General features: G+C 44.2%; 23 protein-coding genes. 20 read left to right on the forward strand and 3 right to left on the reverse strand.

Features of this window, described 5'->3' with window-relative positions:
- Positions 1-273 precede the first annotated feature (273 nt).
- The 16 genes from AKL11_RS20060 to AKL11_RS20125 all read left to right on the forward strand — a co-directional run bounded on the left by AKL11_RS20060 (position 274) and on the right by AKL11_RS20125 (position 10,446).
- Positions 274-876 carry a chalcone isomerase family protein gene (locus AKL11_RS20060; protein WP_067521145.1) on the forward strand — a complete coding sequence of 201 codons (603 nt, stop codon included), beginning with the start codon at positions 274-276 and terminating at the stop codon, positions 874-876.
- Positions 877-1,025: 149 nt separating this feature from the next.
- Entirely contained in the window at positions 1,026-1,310 is a 285-nt protein-coding gene (locus tag AKL11_RS20065; protein WP_067521149.1) for a ComEA family DNA-binding protein, read from the forward strand.
- Positions 1,311-1,634: 324 nt separating this feature from the next.
- On the forward strand, positions 1,635-1,985 hold the full coding sequence (locus AKL11_RS20070; RefSeq protein ID WP_157673681.1) for an ISAs1 family transposase: 351 nt from the start codon (positions 1,635-1,637) through the stop codon (positions 1,983-1,985).
- A 172-nt stretch (positions 1,986-2,157) separates the two neighbouring features.
- A complete protein-coding gene (locus tag AKL11_RS20075) occupies positions 2,158-2,394 on the forward strand; it encodes a hypothetical protein (RefSeq protein ID WP_157673682.1) in 237 nt (78 codons plus the stop codon).
- A 6-nt stretch (positions 2,395-2,400) separates the two neighbouring features.
- On the forward strand, positions 2,401-2,523 hold the full coding sequence (locus tag AKL11_RS26515) for a hypothetical protein (RefSeq protein WP_281180462.1): 123 nt from the start codon (positions 2,401-2,403) through the stop codon (positions 2,521-2,523).
- A gap of 21 nt (positions 2,524-2,544) precedes the next feature.
- Positions 2,545-3,300, forward strand: a complete 756-nt coding sequence (locus tag AKL11_RS20080) for a transposase (RefSeq protein ID WP_067521159.1) — start codon at positions 2,545-2,547, stop codon at positions 3,298-3,300.
- Positions 3,301-3,455: 155 nt separating this feature from the next.
- Positions 3,456-3,692 (forward strand): hypothetical protein, encoded by a 237-nt coding sequence (locus AKL11_RS25340; protein ID WP_172807338.1) that lies wholly within the window; start codon positions 3,456-3,458, stop codon positions 3,690-3,692.
- Positions 3,693-4,302: 610 nt separating this feature from the next.
- Positions 4,303-5,202 (forward strand): hypothetical protein, encoded by a 900-nt coding sequence (locus AKL11_RS20085; protein ID WP_067521164.1) that lies wholly within the window; start codon positions 4,303-4,305, stop codon positions 5,200-5,202.
- A 190-nt stretch (positions 5,203-5,392) separates the two neighbouring features.
- Positions 5,393-5,761: a hypothetical protein gene (locus AKL11_RS20090; protein WP_067521168.1), complete on the forward strand. Its 369-nt coding sequence runs from the start codon at positions 5,393-5,395 to the stop codon at positions 5,759-5,761.
- 172 nt (positions 5,762-5,933) lie between these two features.
- Complete coding sequence (locus AKL11_RS20095; RefSeq protein WP_067521172.1) at positions 5,934-6,602, forward strand: hypothetical protein; 669 nt, start codon at positions 5,934-5,936, stop codon at positions 6,600-6,602.
- 293 nt (positions 6,603-6,895) lie between these two features.
- Positions 6,896-7,468: a hypothetical protein gene (locus tag AKL11_RS20100; RefSeq protein WP_067521176.1), complete on the forward strand. Its 573-nt coding sequence runs from the start codon at positions 6,896-6,898 to the stop codon at positions 7,466-7,468.
- Positions 7,469-7,505: 37 nt separating this feature from the next.
- Positions 7,506-7,748 (forward strand): hypothetical protein, encoded by a 243-nt coding sequence (locus AKL11_RS20105; protein WP_067521181.1) that lies wholly within the window; start codon positions 7,506-7,508, stop codon positions 7,746-7,748.
- Positions 7,749-8,264, forward strand: a complete 516-nt coding sequence (locus AKL11_RS20110; protein ID WP_067521186.1) for a transposase — start codon at positions 7,749-7,751, stop codon at positions 8,262-8,264.
- Between the two features lie 655 nt (positions 8,265-8,919).
- A complete protein-coding gene (tnpA, locus tag AKL11_RS20115) occupies positions 8,920-9,348 on the forward strand; it encodes an IS200/IS605 family transposase (RefSeq protein WP_067515084.1) in 429 nt (142 codons plus the stop codon).
- Between the two features lie 60 nt (positions 9,349-9,408).
- Positions 9,409-9,804 (forward strand): EamA family transporter, encoded by a 396-nt coding sequence (locus AKL11_RS20120; RefSeq protein ID WP_067521189.1) that lies wholly within the window; start codon positions 9,409-9,411, stop codon positions 9,802-9,804.
- Between the two features lie 240 nt (positions 9,805-10,044).
- Positions 10,045-10,446 (forward strand): EamA family transporter, encoded by a 402-nt coding sequence (locus AKL11_RS20125; RefSeq protein ID WP_067521193.1) that lies wholly within the window; start codon positions 10,045-10,047, stop codon positions 10,444-10,446.
- A gap of 5 nt (positions 10,447-10,451) precedes the next feature.
- Here the strand turns inward: AKL11_RS20125 and AKL11_RS20130 are convergent, their stop codons facing one another.
- Complete coding sequence (locus AKL11_RS20130; protein ID WP_067521197.1) at positions 10,452-10,655, reverse strand: hypothetical protein; 204 nt, start codon at positions 10,653-10,655, stop codon at positions 10,452-10,454.
- Between the two features lie 96 nt (positions 10,656-10,751).
- A complete protein-coding gene (locus AKL11_RS20135) occupies positions 10,752-11,033 on the reverse strand; it encodes a hypothetical protein (RefSeq protein WP_067521201.1) in 282 nt (93 codons plus the stop codon).
- Here AKL11_RS20135 and AKL11_RS20140 point away from each other — a divergent pair.
- The 4 genes from AKL11_RS20140 (at position 11,032) to AKL11_RS20150 (ending at position 15,282) form a co-directional block, all read left to right on the forward strand.
- On the forward strand, positions 11,032-12,264 hold the full coding sequence (locus AKL11_RS20140; RefSeq protein ID WP_067521205.1) for an ISL3 family transposase: 1,233 nt from the start codon (positions 11,032-11,034) through the stop codon (positions 12,262-12,264). The two genes, AKL11_RS20135 and AKL11_RS20140, sit on opposite strands and share 2 nt — an antisense overlap.
- Positions 12,265-12,800: 536 nt before the next feature.
- On the forward strand, positions 12,801-13,058 hold the full coding sequence (locus AKL11_RS26715; protein ID WP_366556869.1) for a helix-turn-helix domain-containing protein: 258 nt from the start codon (positions 12,801-12,803) through the stop codon (positions 13,056-13,058).
- A gap of 26 nt (positions 13,059-13,084) precedes the next feature.
- Entirely contained in the window at positions 13,085-13,906 is an 822-nt protein-coding gene (locus AKL11_RS20145; RefSeq protein ID WP_245673284.1) for an IS630 family transposase, read from the forward strand.
- Positions 13,907-13,911: 5 nt separating this feature from the next.
- Positions 13,912-15,282: an MATE family efflux transporter gene (locus AKL11_RS20150; RefSeq protein ID WP_095210563.1), complete on the forward strand. Its 1,371-nt coding sequence runs from the start codon at positions 13,912-13,914 to the stop codon at positions 15,280-15,282.
- On the opposite strand, the gene AKL11_RS20155 is transcribed toward AKL11_RS20150, so the two are convergent.
- On the reverse strand, positions 15,274-15,732 hold a 459-nt coding region (locus AKL11_RS20155), incomplete at its 5' end, for an IS630 family transposase (protein ID WP_157673685.1). The two genes, AKL11_RS20150 and AKL11_RS20155, sit on opposite strands and share 9 nt — an antisense overlap.

Consider the following 15,732-nt stretch of genomic DNA (forward strand, 5'->3'; position numbering starts at 1 on the left):
GAATAATGGTTCTAGCTATCAATGTTGAGCCTTATTCAGGTTTTTCAATGGGTGGTGTTATTTATTATGGTCGAGTTTGAAAGCTCCGGCTTAAGGCAGTTTGATAAGATGACCAGTGGTCATCAATCAGCATTTTTATGCGGTGGTTTGCATTACAGTTCTGGCAATTAACTGACGCTCTCCGTTAAAATGTGCTTGTCAACAGAGGGTATTCTGTTACCCAGTGAGTACCTGTGCAGTACTAATGGTACCAATAATAATAAGGAACGATGTATGTTAGTCCAGATGACTCGTCAGCTTCTGCTCGGTGCAGTTTTTCTTATCACGTTGCCCATGTCGGCAAACGCCTTGATCATTAATGATTATGATCTGCCGGATGTTATCTCTGCGGATGGAGGAGACTCCGAAATCTACCTGCAAGGCGCATCTGTCCGCTCCTGGTATTTAATGGTGAAAGGGTATATCGGTGCCCTGTATCTTGCAGAGCCAACCAGTAACCCTGAAGAGATCTACGCATCTGAAGGTTATCAGCGGATGGCGTTTGTGATGCTGGTTTCCAAAATGAGTGCTCGTCGTATTGCTAATGCTTTCTATGAGTCGATTCAGCTGAATACTCCGCCTGCTGAGCAGGAAGAGATGAAAGATGAGATCGCCGAACTGCTTGCGCTGGTGGATGGCTCGATGAAAAGGGGTGATCAAGCAGTGTTTGAGTATTTGCCTGATCAAGGTGTGAGAATCGAGATCGCTGGTGAAGAAAAAGGAATGATTGTTTCCGACAAGCGCTTATTTAACTTAATTCTTCGGGTCTGGATTGGCGAAACGCCACCCAGCAAGACTTTCAAGGATGAGGTTTTGGGTTTGACGCCAGTGGGTTGAGTATTAAGACCTCTGGTCAAAACAGCGCAATCTGTCATTGATCTTAACGGTTAGGTTGCTTTAATGATTTTAGAAGGAGCAATGAGTCAAGATGACGTCAATTGCTCCTCAGGGTAACAGTTCATTATCAGAATCAAGGAGTATTTGAGATGAATTTAAAATCATTAGTTTTTTTGATCGTTACATTCTTTAGTGTCAGTTCTTTTGCTGCAGGGCCCAAGCACTCACACGATAAGACGAAGATTAATATTAACGAAGCAACGGTAGAGCAGCTTGATGATGGTTTGCTCGGTGTTGGCCCCAGAATTGCCATGGAGATTGTGAAGCACCGTGATGCCAATGGTCCATTCAAATCTATGGATGATCTGGATGAGGTAAAGTACGTTGGTGATAGAATGCTGGATAAGAATAAAGGTCGAATCATCTTTGAGTAACGATTCTTCTTCGCAGCCAAGCCCGCTTGAATGTGGGCTTTTTTGTGGGTGAACCCCAGAGAATTATAAATAAACAATGGGTTTGTAGTGCAAACGTCCACCCTGTGATATCCAGGATAGGATTTTATATCATAAAAATATTTTCTTTTATTTCTTTTATTTCTTTTATTTCTTTTATTTCTTTTATTTCTTTTATCTGGTTCATGGTTCTAAGTAGTTGACCATTTGGAATCGAATATTTCTGGCTGAGTGGGCAGTTGCTATGCAAGGCACAACGCAGGGAGCATAGCCGTAGCTATGTGACCGGAGTTGTAACGCCGCAGAGTGACTGTCCACTTAGTCGTAGAAAGTGAGCGGCATGAAGGTGACAAGATCACGATAGAGCGTCGGTATTTTATCGCTAGTCACCTGTGCAGTGCCATGAAATTTATGGAGTCTGTACGTGCTCACTGGTCGGTGGAAAATAGTCTGCACTGGTGTCTTGATATAGGATTTCGTGAGGATGAATCACGAATTCGTAAAGATCATGGCCCGGAAAACATGGCTATTTTTCGACAGATGTCATTGAACATGCTCAAACAGGAAAAGACAGAGAAAGTAGGAATCTATACCAAAAGGCTTTTAGCGTCTGCCAGTGATGCTTATTTAGAACTGCTTTTGTCTGGGCAAATTTGACTTCTGGTCAAATGAGATTGCCCTGGAAGACTCGGACGATCTGACTGCAAGCTCTCACAGTTCCTTTTCCTTATACCTAAATCCTGCAATCCATCCGTAGAAAACCCTTGCAATATCCTATGAATAAAGGGATTAAGTGACCTTTCCATTTTTAGAAGGCATCACTTTTTCCATGAGCACAAAAAAGAAGTCGAAAGCACGGTTAAACCATCGGAAAGTTCACTTCACTCAGGCTAAAAAAGCGATCACCAGTCAGGCAGGCCTGATCCCTGCGTTTAGCTTTCTTAACCGTTTCGGTTTGTCTGGCGTACTGGACAAGCGGATCAACATTGAACGAGGTGCCAATGCAACGTTTCAGCTGTCGGATGTCATTATACTGATCACCACCGGTATTTTGGCTGGTGCCTGAAGTCTGATGAAAGTGTGCACGGTCTGGCAGGATCAAATCCTTCGTGAGTCCGCCCGCTACCAACGCATTCCTTCCGACAGCCAGTTTGGGCGTCTGTTAAAACTGTTTAGTTTTGCTACTGTCGTTTAACTGGAAACGGTGATCCATCAAATGCGAGGCAGGGTTTGGAAGCAGGCTCTGCGTTCCGGAAAATCCACAGTTTATGCACTGAATCGGATCACCATTGATCTCGATTCTACGGTCAAAACCTGCTTCGGCTCTCAGGAAGGTGCCAAAAAAGGATTTAACGAGAAAAAAAGAGGTGCTTTGTCGTATCACCCACAACTGGCCTTTTGTGCTGAAACTAAAGAGTTGTTGCAGGGATGGCTGCGTAGCGGTGATGCCTATACGGCTAATGGTTCTGTCGAGTTTATGAAACAGTTATTGGTCACTCTGCCTTCCCACATGAAGATTTTCTTCAGGGCTGACAGCGGCTACTTTGGTGGCCCGTTACTCTCATATCTGGAAGGATTGGGGCATCGTTATCTCGTGAAGGTCAAGTTGAAGAACCTGAATAAACTGCTGATTCCGCAACACTGGCAACCTGTCGTACGTCAGCCGGGTTGGGAGTGGTGTGAATTTCAACATCGTTGCGGCGACTGGGATCGGGCACGTCGCTTTGTTGCTGTCCGGCAACTAAAAGAAAGCAAGGCAGAGAATGCTCAAGGTGAATTGTTAGACCCGAAGCCCGAGTATGACTATTTCTGCTACGTTACGACGGAATCACTAAGCGCATGGGAGATTCATAAGGCCTTCGGCAAACGGGCAACCTGTGAAACCTGGATAGAAGAGAGCAAAAACCAGATGGCACTTGGACACAGGGCGGTAGAATCGGATTTACGTCCGTTCCGATTAAAGCCATTTTAAACGTCACAAGGTAGCCTAAAAAGCTAATTTTATGCGCCTCTTGTAACTTCAGGAGATAACATAGCTTGGTTTATATAGCTAAATTTTCATTTTCTGCATGAACGTACATCCGATTCTATCGCCCTGCACTTGGACAGATCAAAACCGCAGATTTCATGGCGAACAGTGCACTCATGCAATGTGCAATACTAGCTTATAATACGACCCGCTGGATGGGGATGCTCAGCGGGAATCGCCAACTGATAAAGTGGGAGCCGGAAAGTATTCGTTGCTACTTGATAAGAGTTGCCGGACATCTGTTAACAGGTGGAAGACAGTTAACCATTGGCAGCAACAAGGACGTTCTTTATAAAACGGAATGGGATGCCTGGTTGGCGGTTGGCGGTTGGTGACTGCCTTTAGATAGTCACGAATAGTCGTACAAAAAACAGACATTCTTCGTATGTGGAAGGTGCTGTCGTGGGCTGAAAATAGAACCAGGAATGATTTGTAGGAAAAACGACCTGCTGATATGTCTTGAATAAACTTGGCCGTATGAATTTCACTCAATAAACGGGATGGCAGGAAAACAAAATGCTCAGCTCGTTAGGTATTTGTCGTCTGAGAAGTCGATTGCAGGATTTAGGTTCTAAGCAAGATCATGAACATCACCCTGGGTTGATGTGGTTGGCAGTGGTGTCAACTGAGAATTCAGAAGACTGATCAAGAATAAGCTGCTCTACTGAGAGGATAAAAAATCGGTCTGAAAGTTCGCTCTCATTCGTTAAATAGCTGGCTATTCGCCTCATAAGGCCAAGTTTTCATCCTAAACTATTTGTCATTCTCGCTATGGGCGCTAGTCTCAGTCAGCCTCTTAGACGAATGTCTCTATCAGTTTGTTAGTTCTACTTTCCTGTCTGTTATTGAACAAAAATCATTCAGTCGGTAATCTTTACTTAGTTTTTTTTAGGATAAGGACAACCATAGTTCGCATGATTAACTATTATCAGGGAGAGATATATTATGAACTCAAGTTGGATGGATTTTGTTAGTCACGTTAATACCACAACCATTAAAAGTGTGGCGACAGGAAAAATTAATGACGATTTTTTCAAAAGCCAAGATGCTCCGATGACATATGAATTTGGCGCTAGAAATAGGAAGTATGCTATACAAATTATAGCTAAGGATAATAAGGTAAAAGTATTAACACAAAGTACAACTTTCAAAAACTTACCACTTAGAAAACGAATGGTTACCGCCGTTAAAGACTTTGTTCATCGATGGAATACACCAGGCATGAAAGCGTTTACATCATGTGCCAAGCAATTAAAACAGGAAATATATGACCAATTGCTTGTAAGTTACGCAGAATCATTTAATAAATATTTAGAAGAAGATGCTACAACTGATCCCGAATCAGGGAAGCTTTTCAAAAAAGCATTTCATACCTTTAAATGTTTGCAAAAGCGGAGTTCAAAATACTCAAAAGATATTCCCAGAAATATTGCTATACACTCTTTCTGTAACCTAAAACAACCTGATTTGAAGGAAGAGCTTATTAAACATTATAAAAAACAAAGGAGAAAATATATTTTTAAAACAATAGGAGCCTTTATATCGTCAGCATGTGACTTTATACTGACTGCCCAGTATCAGGAAGCAGTAACAAAAAGGCATGAACAACGAAGGGTGAACCCAATCTACACTCACGCAATGGTACAAGGGGTATATAACGGCTACAATGATTTCTGGGTTGGTATGAAGGAGGGKTATTCATATTCTGAGAAAGTAAGTATGTGCCATGATGTCGTCAAAAAAGTTAAAAAGGATCAATTTGACCTAGCAGGAAAGCGATTGAATGCTATACATGCCTACAGCTGCTTATTGAATGCATTAGCTATAAACCGTGATCATGAGTAATACCAATGGCGTTTTTAAATTGTGGAACGAGTAAGTTATTTTGGGCAACTGGGCAATACCCACAGGGTACCAGCAGTTCCCGCAATAACTTAAATCCCGCTGCTACCAAGGGCTGTAAGCTTGTAGGACAATATCAGCTTCGCAGTCTAAAATAGAGGATGTTTTTGGCAAAATACCAATGCAGTGTCATATGCCTTCCTCTCATAATTCTTCGGTTACCGCTGATCTCATTGATCTTGTTTTTGAAAAAGTTCAAGAGATTCCCGATCCTCGCTCACAGAAAGGGCGTTCATCAAATATTTCCATTTCCGATTTTTTTATGTATGCCCTTGGTGTTTTTCATAACAAAAATTCATCATTACTGGCCTGCGACGACAAACGGGAACAGCCAACAATTAAAGAAAATGCCAAGAGGTTGTATCACGTTGAGCGCATACCATGTGATACCTATCTGAGATCAATTATTGACCTCGTTCAGATAAAACATCTTCGCCCACTGTTTCTCGCCTGCTTTGCTTACTGTCAGCGGCGGGAAACTAAAAAAGTTCCAATATTTTAAAGAGGGCTATCTGGCTCCCATTGATGGCACACAAACCTTTACGTCAAAGTCCATCAGCTGTAAAAACTGTTGCACAAAAAACGCTGACAACCCTAAAAAAACAACTGTTTACTATCATCAGTTATCAGCAATCTGTCTTGTAAAGCCCGGATTGAAAACGGTTCTTCCATTAATGCCTGAACCGATTACCCAACAAAAAGATGCTTCTAAAAATGATTGTGAAGTGCGTGCCCTTGAACGCATCCTGGAAGGCCTCGCCAGAGAACACTACCACCTTAAACTGGTGTTGGGTTTAGATGGTCTCTATTCCAAGGGACCAACCCTTAAACTCGTTCGGTCTTATGGCCACCATTTTATCGCTGTCGCCAAGGACACGGATCATAAGGCATTGTTGGAAAGCGTTGAGGATCTGGACCGGGAAGGCAAAGTTCAGCGATTCACTTATACCGACAAACGGGGGCATCGGCACTCGTTTCACTACGTAAATGGCGTTCCACTCAATAAATCACACCCTGACTTTATAGTCAATTACGTGAACTATGTGGAAACGGATCCTGATGGGAAAGTAAAATACTTCAATAGCTGGGTAACCAGTCTGCCAATTCACAACCATATGTGTTGCATGAAAATCATGCGGGGAGGACGCGCCAGGTGGTTAATTGAAAATGAAACGCTCAATACACTGAAGAATTTGGGTTACAGTCTGGAACACAACTTTGGTCATGGTGAAGATAATCTGTCAAGCAATCTTACTTGTCTGATGTTTCTTGCCTTTCTGATTGATCAAATCATATCGGGGTCGGGTCTTGCATTGTGCATACGTTTTAGCAAATTGAGATAAATTTTGTATTAAGAGTCTCTTTGTGCATTTAACATACCTTTGCTCACTGGCATTGCTCATCCATCCATTATCAGTGCTATGTATTGCAGAGCATCAGGAATGTGAAAATTCAAATAAAATACCATCGTCGTTTTATTTTTTTCAGGTGTCCAAAATGTGTCCACCACATTGACCTATCACCACCTTTATTGCAATGGCGCTAACTTAAGACTTTAACTCCCTATCTATAAGGCTTGCCCGAGAAGCAAAACAGCAGTAAAAAGCTGTCAGATTAAATACCCCTCGAGGAAGCCATGACTAAGCATAACCAAGAAATGAGCGCAGTTGCTGATGAACTCCTCCGCCAGTTTGCACAAACAGCAGAGGATGACCTTTCTGCCATTCTAACTACGCAGGATCTGGCAGATTTTCAGAAAAAGATCACCAAGAGAGAACGAAAATATCCAGCGTGCAAAACCCTCTCACTCTTCATGAAGCAGGTGGCCAGTGATACTAAATCCTGCCGCAATGTCTTAATTGATGATGCCAGAGACCAGGTAGCTCTTGGGAAAGAGAAAAATGAAACGACAACAGGCCCTTACTGTCAGGCACGGCAGAGACTATTGGAAGAGGCCGTAAAATCACTTCTCCATACCTCAGGCAACAACCTTGATAAAGGAACTCATAAGGCTTATCTATGGCATAAAAAACGTGTAGTTCTGGCGGATGGATCAAAATTATCCATGCCAGATACCGAGGCAAACCAGGCTGAATACCCTCAGCCCAAATCACAAAAAAAAGGGGCTGGGTTTTCCTCAATTAAGAATTATGGTTCTGATTGCACTGGGCAGCGGTGCTGTACTGAACTCATCGGTAACAGCTTGTAAGGGAAAAGGGACTGGTGAGCAGGCGCTGTTGAGACAGATGCTATCAAGCCTTGATGCCGGTGATATCCTGCTGGCTGACGCAAACTTTGAAAACTATTTTCTCCTTGTACAGTTGCTCGAAACAGGCGTTGATGCTGTGTTCGAAAAGAACGGCTCCCGCAACATCGACTTTCGGAAATGTCAGGAAAAGTTGGGCAAACGGGATGGTTTATTTCGACTGGTACGTCCAAGGCGTCCGGATTGGATGAGTCAGGAAATTTACGACCAAATGCCAGAGTAGTTGGTAGTCAGAGCGGTTGGAAACAAAAAGCGAATCATCATCACTACTCTGAAAAACCCACAAACCTATCCCAAAAAAGAGATCATTAAGCTCTACGTGGAGCGCTGGCATGTGGAACTGGATTTCAGATCCATTAAAACCATGATGAAAATGGATATACTTCGCTGCGAAAGCCCTGCCATGGTACGCAAGGAGATCGATGTCCACTTGCTGGTATACAACATGATACGAGCTTTAATGGCAAAGGCGGCAGAAGAAATTGGACATACTCCCAGAGAGGTGAGCTTCAAAGCTGCCCATGACACGTTGAAGAGTTTTCATATTTTACTGCTGCAGGCAGCGAAAGGGGTTATTGATAACTTGCTGGATCACATGGCTGATATTATTGGTGAGCATAGAGTGGGGGATCGTCCCGGGCGGCGCGAAGCGAGGGCAAACAAGAGACGCCCTAAACCGATACGCAAGCTTCAACACACAAGGAAACAAGCTCGCAGACGTAAGATGTATCAGAAGTGATCTCTTAAGTTAGCGCCATTGACCTTTATTGACCTATTTGGACACTTTTTGAAATTTTGCATCGCTGTAACCTGTTGAAATATAAAGATATATATGTGTATTGCAAGGATTTGAATCCCTCCCTCACTTTAAACATCTCCAAGCCTCATAACTCTACTTTGTTTACTATGATATCCCAATCCTAATGGTTAAAAACTCACATAAATTATGCACCATAGAACTAATAAACACTGTTTTCTTTTGCTTACATAAGGCATATATTCCGCCGCTTATTAACAGGCTGTAGTCGTATATATGCCGTAGAAGTGTCGAAAGAAAACAGTTCTAACCAGCAATAACCAGTACTGGTTAGACCAAAGTACATCTGTAAGTGGTTGATATTTATGTAACCTATTGATTTATAACACCCCTTATTTCCTGTTACACTAAGTCAGAAAATATGATTTCATGTGGTTAACTACTTATGACTCAGAATTCGGGGGACGGGTGAAACTCGCTGAGAATCAATCAGGCTTGGCGTCTGCTGCTGGTGCTTTTGTTTTATGGGGCCTTATCCCTATTTATTAGTCTTTCGTAAGGTTAAAACCACCGGCTTTAGCCGGTCAGCTTTAGCTATGATATTTTGTCGCAGTTATCTGGATGTAGAGGTTCTGCGATGGACTACAGGTATGGCAGTCACACAGTATTTAATATTCAGTACCACTTTGTGTTTGTCACGAAGTACCGGTATCAGGTGCTCAAGGGAGATGTTGGCTTAAGAGCCAGGGAGCTGATAAGAGAAACGTGCCAGGCATTTGAGATAGAGATTCTTAAGGGAGTGATTAGTAAGGATCATGTACATCTGTTTGTGTCAGCGCCTCCGAATATGGCTCCGAGTGAAATAATGAGGAGGGTCAAAGGAAGGTCGTCTACAAGATTGTTTGAAAGTTTCCCTGATTTGAAGAAGCGATACTGGGGAAGGCATTTTTGGGCAAGAGGCTATTTTTGTGTCACATCGGGAAAGGTGACTGAAGAGATGATCAAGGAGTATCTGGATCATCATTTTGAGCCCAAAGTAGATGATAGCTTCAGGACTGAATACTAACGCGTCTTGGACGCGTATCCGGACTTTCAGTCCGTAAATCTAACCCACCGACTTTAGCCGGTGGTTGTTGAGTTCAAATTTCTGGAGCAGGTGCCTCCCCTTGAGGTATTGGGGCATCGAGTTTTCTGGTCATCGATATTGCTGTTGGTGTTTTTGCTGTGCCGGCGGCAACTGAGCGTGTTGATCGATATTCTTAAAACGCCCAGGTTGCTGGGTGGTCTGGCTCTGACATCCCTGTTGATTGCGGCAAACTGGCTCATTTTTATCTGGGGGGTCACTAACGATCGAATTTTGGAGACCAGTCTGGGGTATTACATCAACCCACTTTTTATCGTCTTGGTGGGGTACTGCTTTTTTGGTGAGCGTCTTAGCAGAGCACAGGCTCTCGCGGTGTTTTTTGCCTTAGCTGCCGTATTATTGCAGATTTTCTATTTGGGTAAACTGCCAGGGCGATAGAATCGGATGTACGTTCATGCAGAAAATGAAAAATTTAGCTATATAAACCAAGGTATGTTATCTCCTGAAGTTACAAGAGACGCATAAAATTAGCTTTTTAGCCTACCTTGTGACGTTTAAAATGGCTTTAATCGGAACGGACGTAAATCCGATTCTACCGCCCTGGGTAAACTGCCCTGGGTTGCCCTTGCTTTGCCGCTGTGTTTTGCATTTTATGGGTTGCTTCGAAAAAGGCTTAATGTGGATGCTGCCGCAGGTCTGGCGGTGGAAACGCTGTTGCTGATGCCAATAGTGGCTGTTTATTTTATCTGGCTGGCAGGTAATGCTGAGCACTCGTTCAGGTTCGCTGACCCCGAAAATGCCTTATTGTTATCGTTGGCTGGATTCATTACTACAGTGCCTCTGGTGTTGTTCAACATAGCTGCGAGGGCACTTTCAATGACCGTTTTGGGCATAATGCAGTATCTGGCACCTTCTATATCATTTTTGGTGGGTGTTTTTCTTTACGGAGAGCCCCTTGGGCAAGTGCAGCTGATGAGCTTTGGCTTAATTTGGACTGCTCTGATCATCTTCACCATTGATGGCGTTACCCGGCAAAGACGACTGGAGCGGCAATTGGGTTCAGATATAACGGGCTCATAGCGGGTTTACCGGGCAATATTTGTTCTGGTTTGTGCGTGCCGGCGGTTGGCGGTTTTGGTTGTGGGTATGGTTAGAGCCGTTTCCCGAGATTGTACCTTGTAAATCTGGCGGTAGTACTCTTTTTCAAGCTCTAGAGGATTCGCTGGCAACGTCATAATGCCCATCTGTCTCAGGTAGGCTTCCATGCAGCTGCGTGTTGGTTTGTTCATTACTGAAATACTCAAAATTTACGAGGGTATTATGTGTCGGCTCTGAATTTATTCCCTTAAATCCCAATCGACACATTACAAAAAAGTAAGCATGAGCTATGCCATTTTTTTGACTTCAGGGTCTTGGGTGTATGGAAAGGCTTTTATGATAGGCTCATCAGGAATTTTCATGCTTTGCATTTCGTTCAGAAGCGTTGTGTTATTTGGGAATGTTTGATCTATCGATGTTACTTTCTGAGATTCGATTGATGAGAGGTAACATTTTCCAAAGTGGATCATATGCCCAGAACAAAAAAAAGGCTCTTTTGAAAAATGAGTGGGTAAGTGTATATTTGCCCACCTTCTTTTTTGTTGCAGAACCTGCCATAAATCACCCATGAAAGACCTGTTTCAGACAGCCCTGGGCATCACCTCTCCCTGGTACATTGAGTMCCTGAATTTCGATGCAGATCAATCGCGTCTGGACATATTCATTAACTTTCAACGAGGAACCACATTCAAAGACCCAGAAGACCCTGCAGGCAAGGAATACAAAGCATACGACACTGTAAGAAAAGAGTGGCGGCATATGAATTTCTTCCAACACGAGTGCTATCTGCATGCCCGTGTTCCACGAGTTAAAAGAGGCGATAACAAGCCTCGCCTGATTTCTCCGCCCTGGAGTGGAAAGCTGAATGGCTTCACTCTTCTGTTCGAAGCCTTCCTACTTCAGATGTGTCGTTCAATGCCGGTGCATCATGTCAGCAAGTTGACCGGGGCCTCTGATTACCGACTGTGGTCACTGCTGGAGCTTTACGTCACTACAGCGCGGGCTGAAGAAGACTACAGCCAACTCCACACCATTGGCATGGATGAAACGTCATCTGCCCTGGGGCACGATTACATAACCTTGTTCGTCGATCTTGAAGAAAGACGTACTGTATTTGTCACCGATGGCAAAGGCAGCGAAACGGTCAAGGCATTTACGACCGATCTGGAAGAACACAATGGTAAGGCGGAGAACATCAAGCAGGTTAGCTGCGACATGTCGCCAGCCTTTATCAAAGGCGTACGGGAACAACTGCCCGAAGCCAGTATCACCTTTGACAAGTTTCATATCGTCAAGATTATCAACGAGGCAGTAAACAGCGTGCGCAAAGAAGAGGCGAAAACTAACCCGTTATTGGTTGGCGCACGCTATGCGCTTCTGAAAAACGAAAGTAATCTGACAGCAAAACAGAAAGCGAAACGAGATGAACTCTCTATGCCCGGACTTAACCTGAAGTCGGTGCGAGCCTTACAAATAAGGGAAACCTTTCAGCAAATCTATACGGCACCTAGCAAAGAGGAGTTTGAGGCAAGGCTAAACAAGTGGTACTTCTGGGCTACCCACAGCCGACTGGAGCCCATGGTAAAAGCTGCAAAGACCATCAAACGACACTGGGATGGTGTTCTGAACTGGAAAGAAAGCCAGATCAATAATGGTCTACTGGAAGGTTTGAATTCAGTGATACAGGCAGCCAAGCGAAAAGCCCGAGGTTACAAGAAACCACACTTCACAGTCATGGTTCATTTACTGACAGGTAAGCTGGATTTTACCAGAGTGAACAATGCCTGCTTACCCACTTGAAATTCAAAAGAGCCAAAAAAAACCGTCTATTGCAGCTTGATAATGATTTTGAGACTGCTTCCCCGCGACTGCAGTTTGTAAGATGTATGCTGACCAGTGTTCTGAATGAGAAGGCGGTGCTATGTTCAGTAAGAATTTTTAATATACTCGGCGCCTTTCAAGTTGCCAGTTTGTTGGCTGCGTTTATGCCCTCGGGTGCTCGCTCACCCCGATCACCTACTATTTGTAGGCTCACGGGGCTTCGCTCACTTGCGCCGCGTAGCAACTTGAAATCCTTTGGGTATATCTTCACTCTCGATTTCATCCTTTCAATGTTGATAACACGACAGGCCGATTATGCCTCATGCCCGTTTTACCCGTGGCTCAACCATGCGGCATATCACTGTAATGAGCTTGAGTAATGCCGTTGGTATTAAACCAAAACTCATTTGAAACATACGGTTCTAAATGAGCAGATAAATTGATCCGAAGCATGAAACGAAAAACGATTCAAGACGTATAATTACAGATCATTTTTTGCCATAACTATTCGATTCATGCTTAAAGTCCTACACGATAAATGGAATCAATCCCCAGAATGCCTMTATCAATCTGGATTATCAGAACCTCACCATAGGACGCGCGAACGCTTTATGGCCCTTTATCAAGTCTGTTGTGAGCAATCCGCTTCACAGGTGGCCTKCAGCACCAAACGCGCAACACACACCTTGTGGAAATGGATCAAAGCTTATAATGAATTCGGCCCAAAGGCTCTGCAGTATAAGCGTACAGGCGGACACCCCCCTTTTGTCTAACCGTTACCTCAATCATCACTCAAGCCATCCACCGTTCGGCTGAAGCCGCTGCAAATGCTGAAAAGTCGTCACTCCCTCGCTGGACTCTTAAAAGGTTAGTAAACTGGTGCAAGGTGAAATGGAACTTTACTTGCTCCCGGGAAACTATTCGCCGTGTTTTGAAAAGGAATAATATCTCCTGGAAAAAGGCGAAGAAGCTCCTGAATCGTGCCGATCCTGAAAAAAGAGCAGACTATCTGAAGCAGCTTGAGCCGTTACTTCAGCAGGCAACCAGGCAAGAAAAACTGATCGTTTATATTGACGAAGCGCACATTCATCAGGATACGGATATCGGTAGTGGGTGGTCAGCTAAAGGCGGTAGACTCTTTGTGTCTTCTTGCTCTCCAGGGCTATCCAAAGTCACGTTTTACGGGATTTATTACTACAACGAGGGCCAGGTTAGGATTTGGCCATACCCCAAAGGCAATTCACAACATACTGTGAATGTTCTGGAGCGTATTCGACAGGAGAATCTTGAACGACAAATTACTGTTATTTGGGATGGTGCGTCCTATCATCGGTCATTTGACGTCTGCGAGGCTGCAAAAAATCTAAAAATAGAGCTAGTCTGGCTACCTCCGTACAGTCCTGATTTTATGCCAGTTGAGGCTCTTTGGCGTTGGTTGAGAGAGGAGGTAACTTATCATTATTGTCATAGCACCCAAGATGAACTGGTGAAGAATGTCAAAGCCTTCTGCGTGCAGATTAACCAAAAACCAGTCGAGTTAGCCGACAGACTCCATACCAAGACGTCTCTTGACGAGGAGGAAGAGGTGCTCAGAAAACCGGTTAAGCCAAAACCAAAATAAAACCGATGGTTTCAAGTGAGTTTTGGTTTACTGCGCTTTTTGTGGTGGATATGCTGGATCTGTTTTTTCTCAGTCTGTTGGGGGAGAAATTTCTTGCAGCCGCTGTTGGGTATGCGAGCACCGTCTTATTTGTCACCACATCTATTGGTATTGGGCTCTCTATTGCCACGGGGGCGTTGCTGTCAAAGTCGATCGGTGCTCGTGAGCGGGATCGTGCTTGTCAGTTTTTGGCAAATACGGGCATTCTTGGCGCGCTGTCCACCAGTGTGATTGCTTTGGTGGTCTGGATGTGCATCCCGGAACTTTTGGATCTGGTGGGTGCTCAAGGTGAGGTTCATGCTCTGGCTGTTCAATACCTGAATATCATGATTCCTTCGATGCCAGTGCTGGCAATTGGCATGTGTTTTGGTGCGGCACTAAGGGCTGTGGGGGATGCAAAACGATCGATGGCATCCACGTTAGCCGGTGGGGCTGTCAATGCAGTGTTGGATCCGGTGTTTATTTTCATGCTGAATATGGACATAGAAGGTGCTGCGATCGCTTCTGTTTGTGCTCGGGTGACTATTTTCTGTACATCTGCTTACGGCGTTATCAAAGTTCACCAGTTGTTGCGTAGGGTAAATCTGCAGCAGTTTTATCGGGATATAGGCGACATTCTGCGTATTGCGATACCCGCTATTCTCACCAATCTGGCAATGCCAATCAGCTCTGTGCTGGTTATGCGGGAGATTTCAGGCTTTGGTGATGGTATCGTCGCAGGCTATGCGATTATCGGGCGTATAACCCCTGTCGCTTTTGGGGTGGTGTTTGCCCTGTCGGGTGCCATTGGTCCGATCGTTGGTCAAAATTATGGTGCCCTGTTAATTGATCGGGTAAAGCAAAGCCTCAAAAACGCCTATCTATTTTCAACAGTGTATATAACTGTTGTCTCAATGATTGTTTTCCTGGTGCAAGACTCTCTTGTCGTGCTTTTCAGTACGAAAGGGGAGGCGTCACAGATGATCCATTTTTTCTGCACATGGATTGCTATCAGTTTTGTCTTTAACGGTGCTTTGTTTGTTGCAAATGCGTCGTTTAATAACCTGGGTAAGCCCGGCTGGTCCACGTTATTTAATTGGGGGAAGGCCACTATTGGTACGGTGCCGTTTATTATGGTGGGTGGTGAAATGGATGGTGCCTTTGGTGTGTTATCCGGGCAGGCTATTGGTGGTATCGTGTTTTCCTTGTTGGCTGTCTTTTTCTCTTTCAGGTTGGTGGATAAAGTTGGCCAGACAGTGGAAAGTGAGCAGGGTGTCGCGCCGGCTTCTGTCGAAGAAGAAATATCGATTCCCTGTCCTTTGAGTCCTTTGGCATCGGACTCTGCGCATCTAGTGTAGTGCGCCGTTCTTTTTGCTGCTTAAGCGGCAATTAGCTCGAACTACCTTCTCCAGTATGTCATTAGCCTTGGCTGTCCATATAAACGGCTTGGGCTTCTCGTTATGTTTTTCGATATATTCCTCTATTGCCTCCACAAGCTCTGGAACACTTTTGAATACCCCTCGACGTAAACGCTGTGTGGTTAAATCTCGGAAAAACCTCTCAACCATGTTCATCCATGAARCTGATGTCGGTGTAAAGTGAACGTGGAATCGCGGGTGCTTTTCCAGCCACTCTTTTACCTTCGGATGTTTATGAGTTGCGTAGTTATCACAGATAAGATGTAAAGACTTATCTTTTGGGGYTTCCCGATCAATCTGTTTCAAAAACTTCAGCCACTCTGCATGAGTATGCTTTTGCTGGCATTGACCAATAATATTTCCTGTAAGTACGTTCAGTGCTGCAAACAA

Origin of the sequence: Endozoicomonas ascidiicola (genome assembly GCF_001646945.1) — a bacterium.
Classification (GTDB): domain Bacteria; phylum Pseudomonadota; class Gammaproteobacteria; order Pseudomonadales; family Endozoicomonadaceae; genus Endozoicomonas; species Endozoicomonas ascidiicola.

Coding starts and splice junctions, on each gene's coding strand:
- AKL11_RS20060 (WP_067521145.1), top strand. CDS start 274: ATGTTAGTCCAGATGACTCGTCAGCTTCTGCTCGGTGCAGTTTTTCTT.
- AKL11_RS20065 (WP_067521149.1), top strand. CDS start 1,026: ATGAATTTAAAATCATTAGTTTTTTTGATCGTTACATTCTTTAGTGTC.
- AKL11_RS20075 (WP_157673682.1), top strand. CDS start 2,158: ATGAGCACAAAAAAGAAGTCGAAAGCACGGTTAAACCATCGGAAAGTT.
- AKL11_RS26515 (WP_281180462.1), top strand. CDS start 2,401: ATGAAAGTGTGCACGGTCTGGCAGGATCAAATCCTTCGTGAGTCCGCC.
- AKL11_RS20080 (WP_067521159.1), top strand. CDS start 2,545: ATGCGAGGCAGGGTTTGGAAGCAGGCTCTGCGTTCCGGAAAATCCACA.
- AKL11_RS25340 (WP_172807338.1), top strand. CDS start 3,456: ATGGCGAACAGTGCACTCATGCAATGTGCAATACTAGCTTATAATACG.
- AKL11_RS20090 (WP_067521168.1), top strand. CDS start 5,393: ATGCCTTCCTCTCATAATTCTTCGGTTACCGCTGATCTCATTGATCTT.
- AKL11_RS20095 (WP_067521172.1), top strand. CDS start 5,934: ATGCCTGAACCGATTACCCAACAAAAAGATGCTTCTAAAAATGATTGT.
- AKL11_RS20100 (WP_067521176.1), top strand. CDS start 6,896: ATGACTAAGCATAACCAAGAAATGAGCGCAGTTGCTGATGAACTCCTC.
- AKL11_RS20105 (WP_067521181.1), top strand. CDS start 7,506: ATGCTATCAAGCCTTGATGCCGGTGATATCCTGCTGGCTGACGCAAAC.
- tnpA (WP_067515084.1), top strand. CDS start 8,920: ATGGACTACAGGTATGGCAGTCACACAGTATTTAATATTCAGTACCAC.
- AKL11_RS20130 (WP_067521197.1), bottom strand. CDS start 10,655: ATGAACAAACCAACACGCAGCTGCATGGAAGCCTACCTGAGACAGATG.
- AKL11_RS20135 (WP_067521201.1), bottom strand. CDS start 11,033: ATGGGTGATTTATGGCAGGTTCTGCAACAAAAAAGAAGGTGGGCAAAT.
- AKL11_RS20150 (WP_095210563.1), top strand. CDS start 13,912: ATGGTTTCAAGTGAGTTTTGGTTTACTGCGCTTTTTGTGGTGGATATG.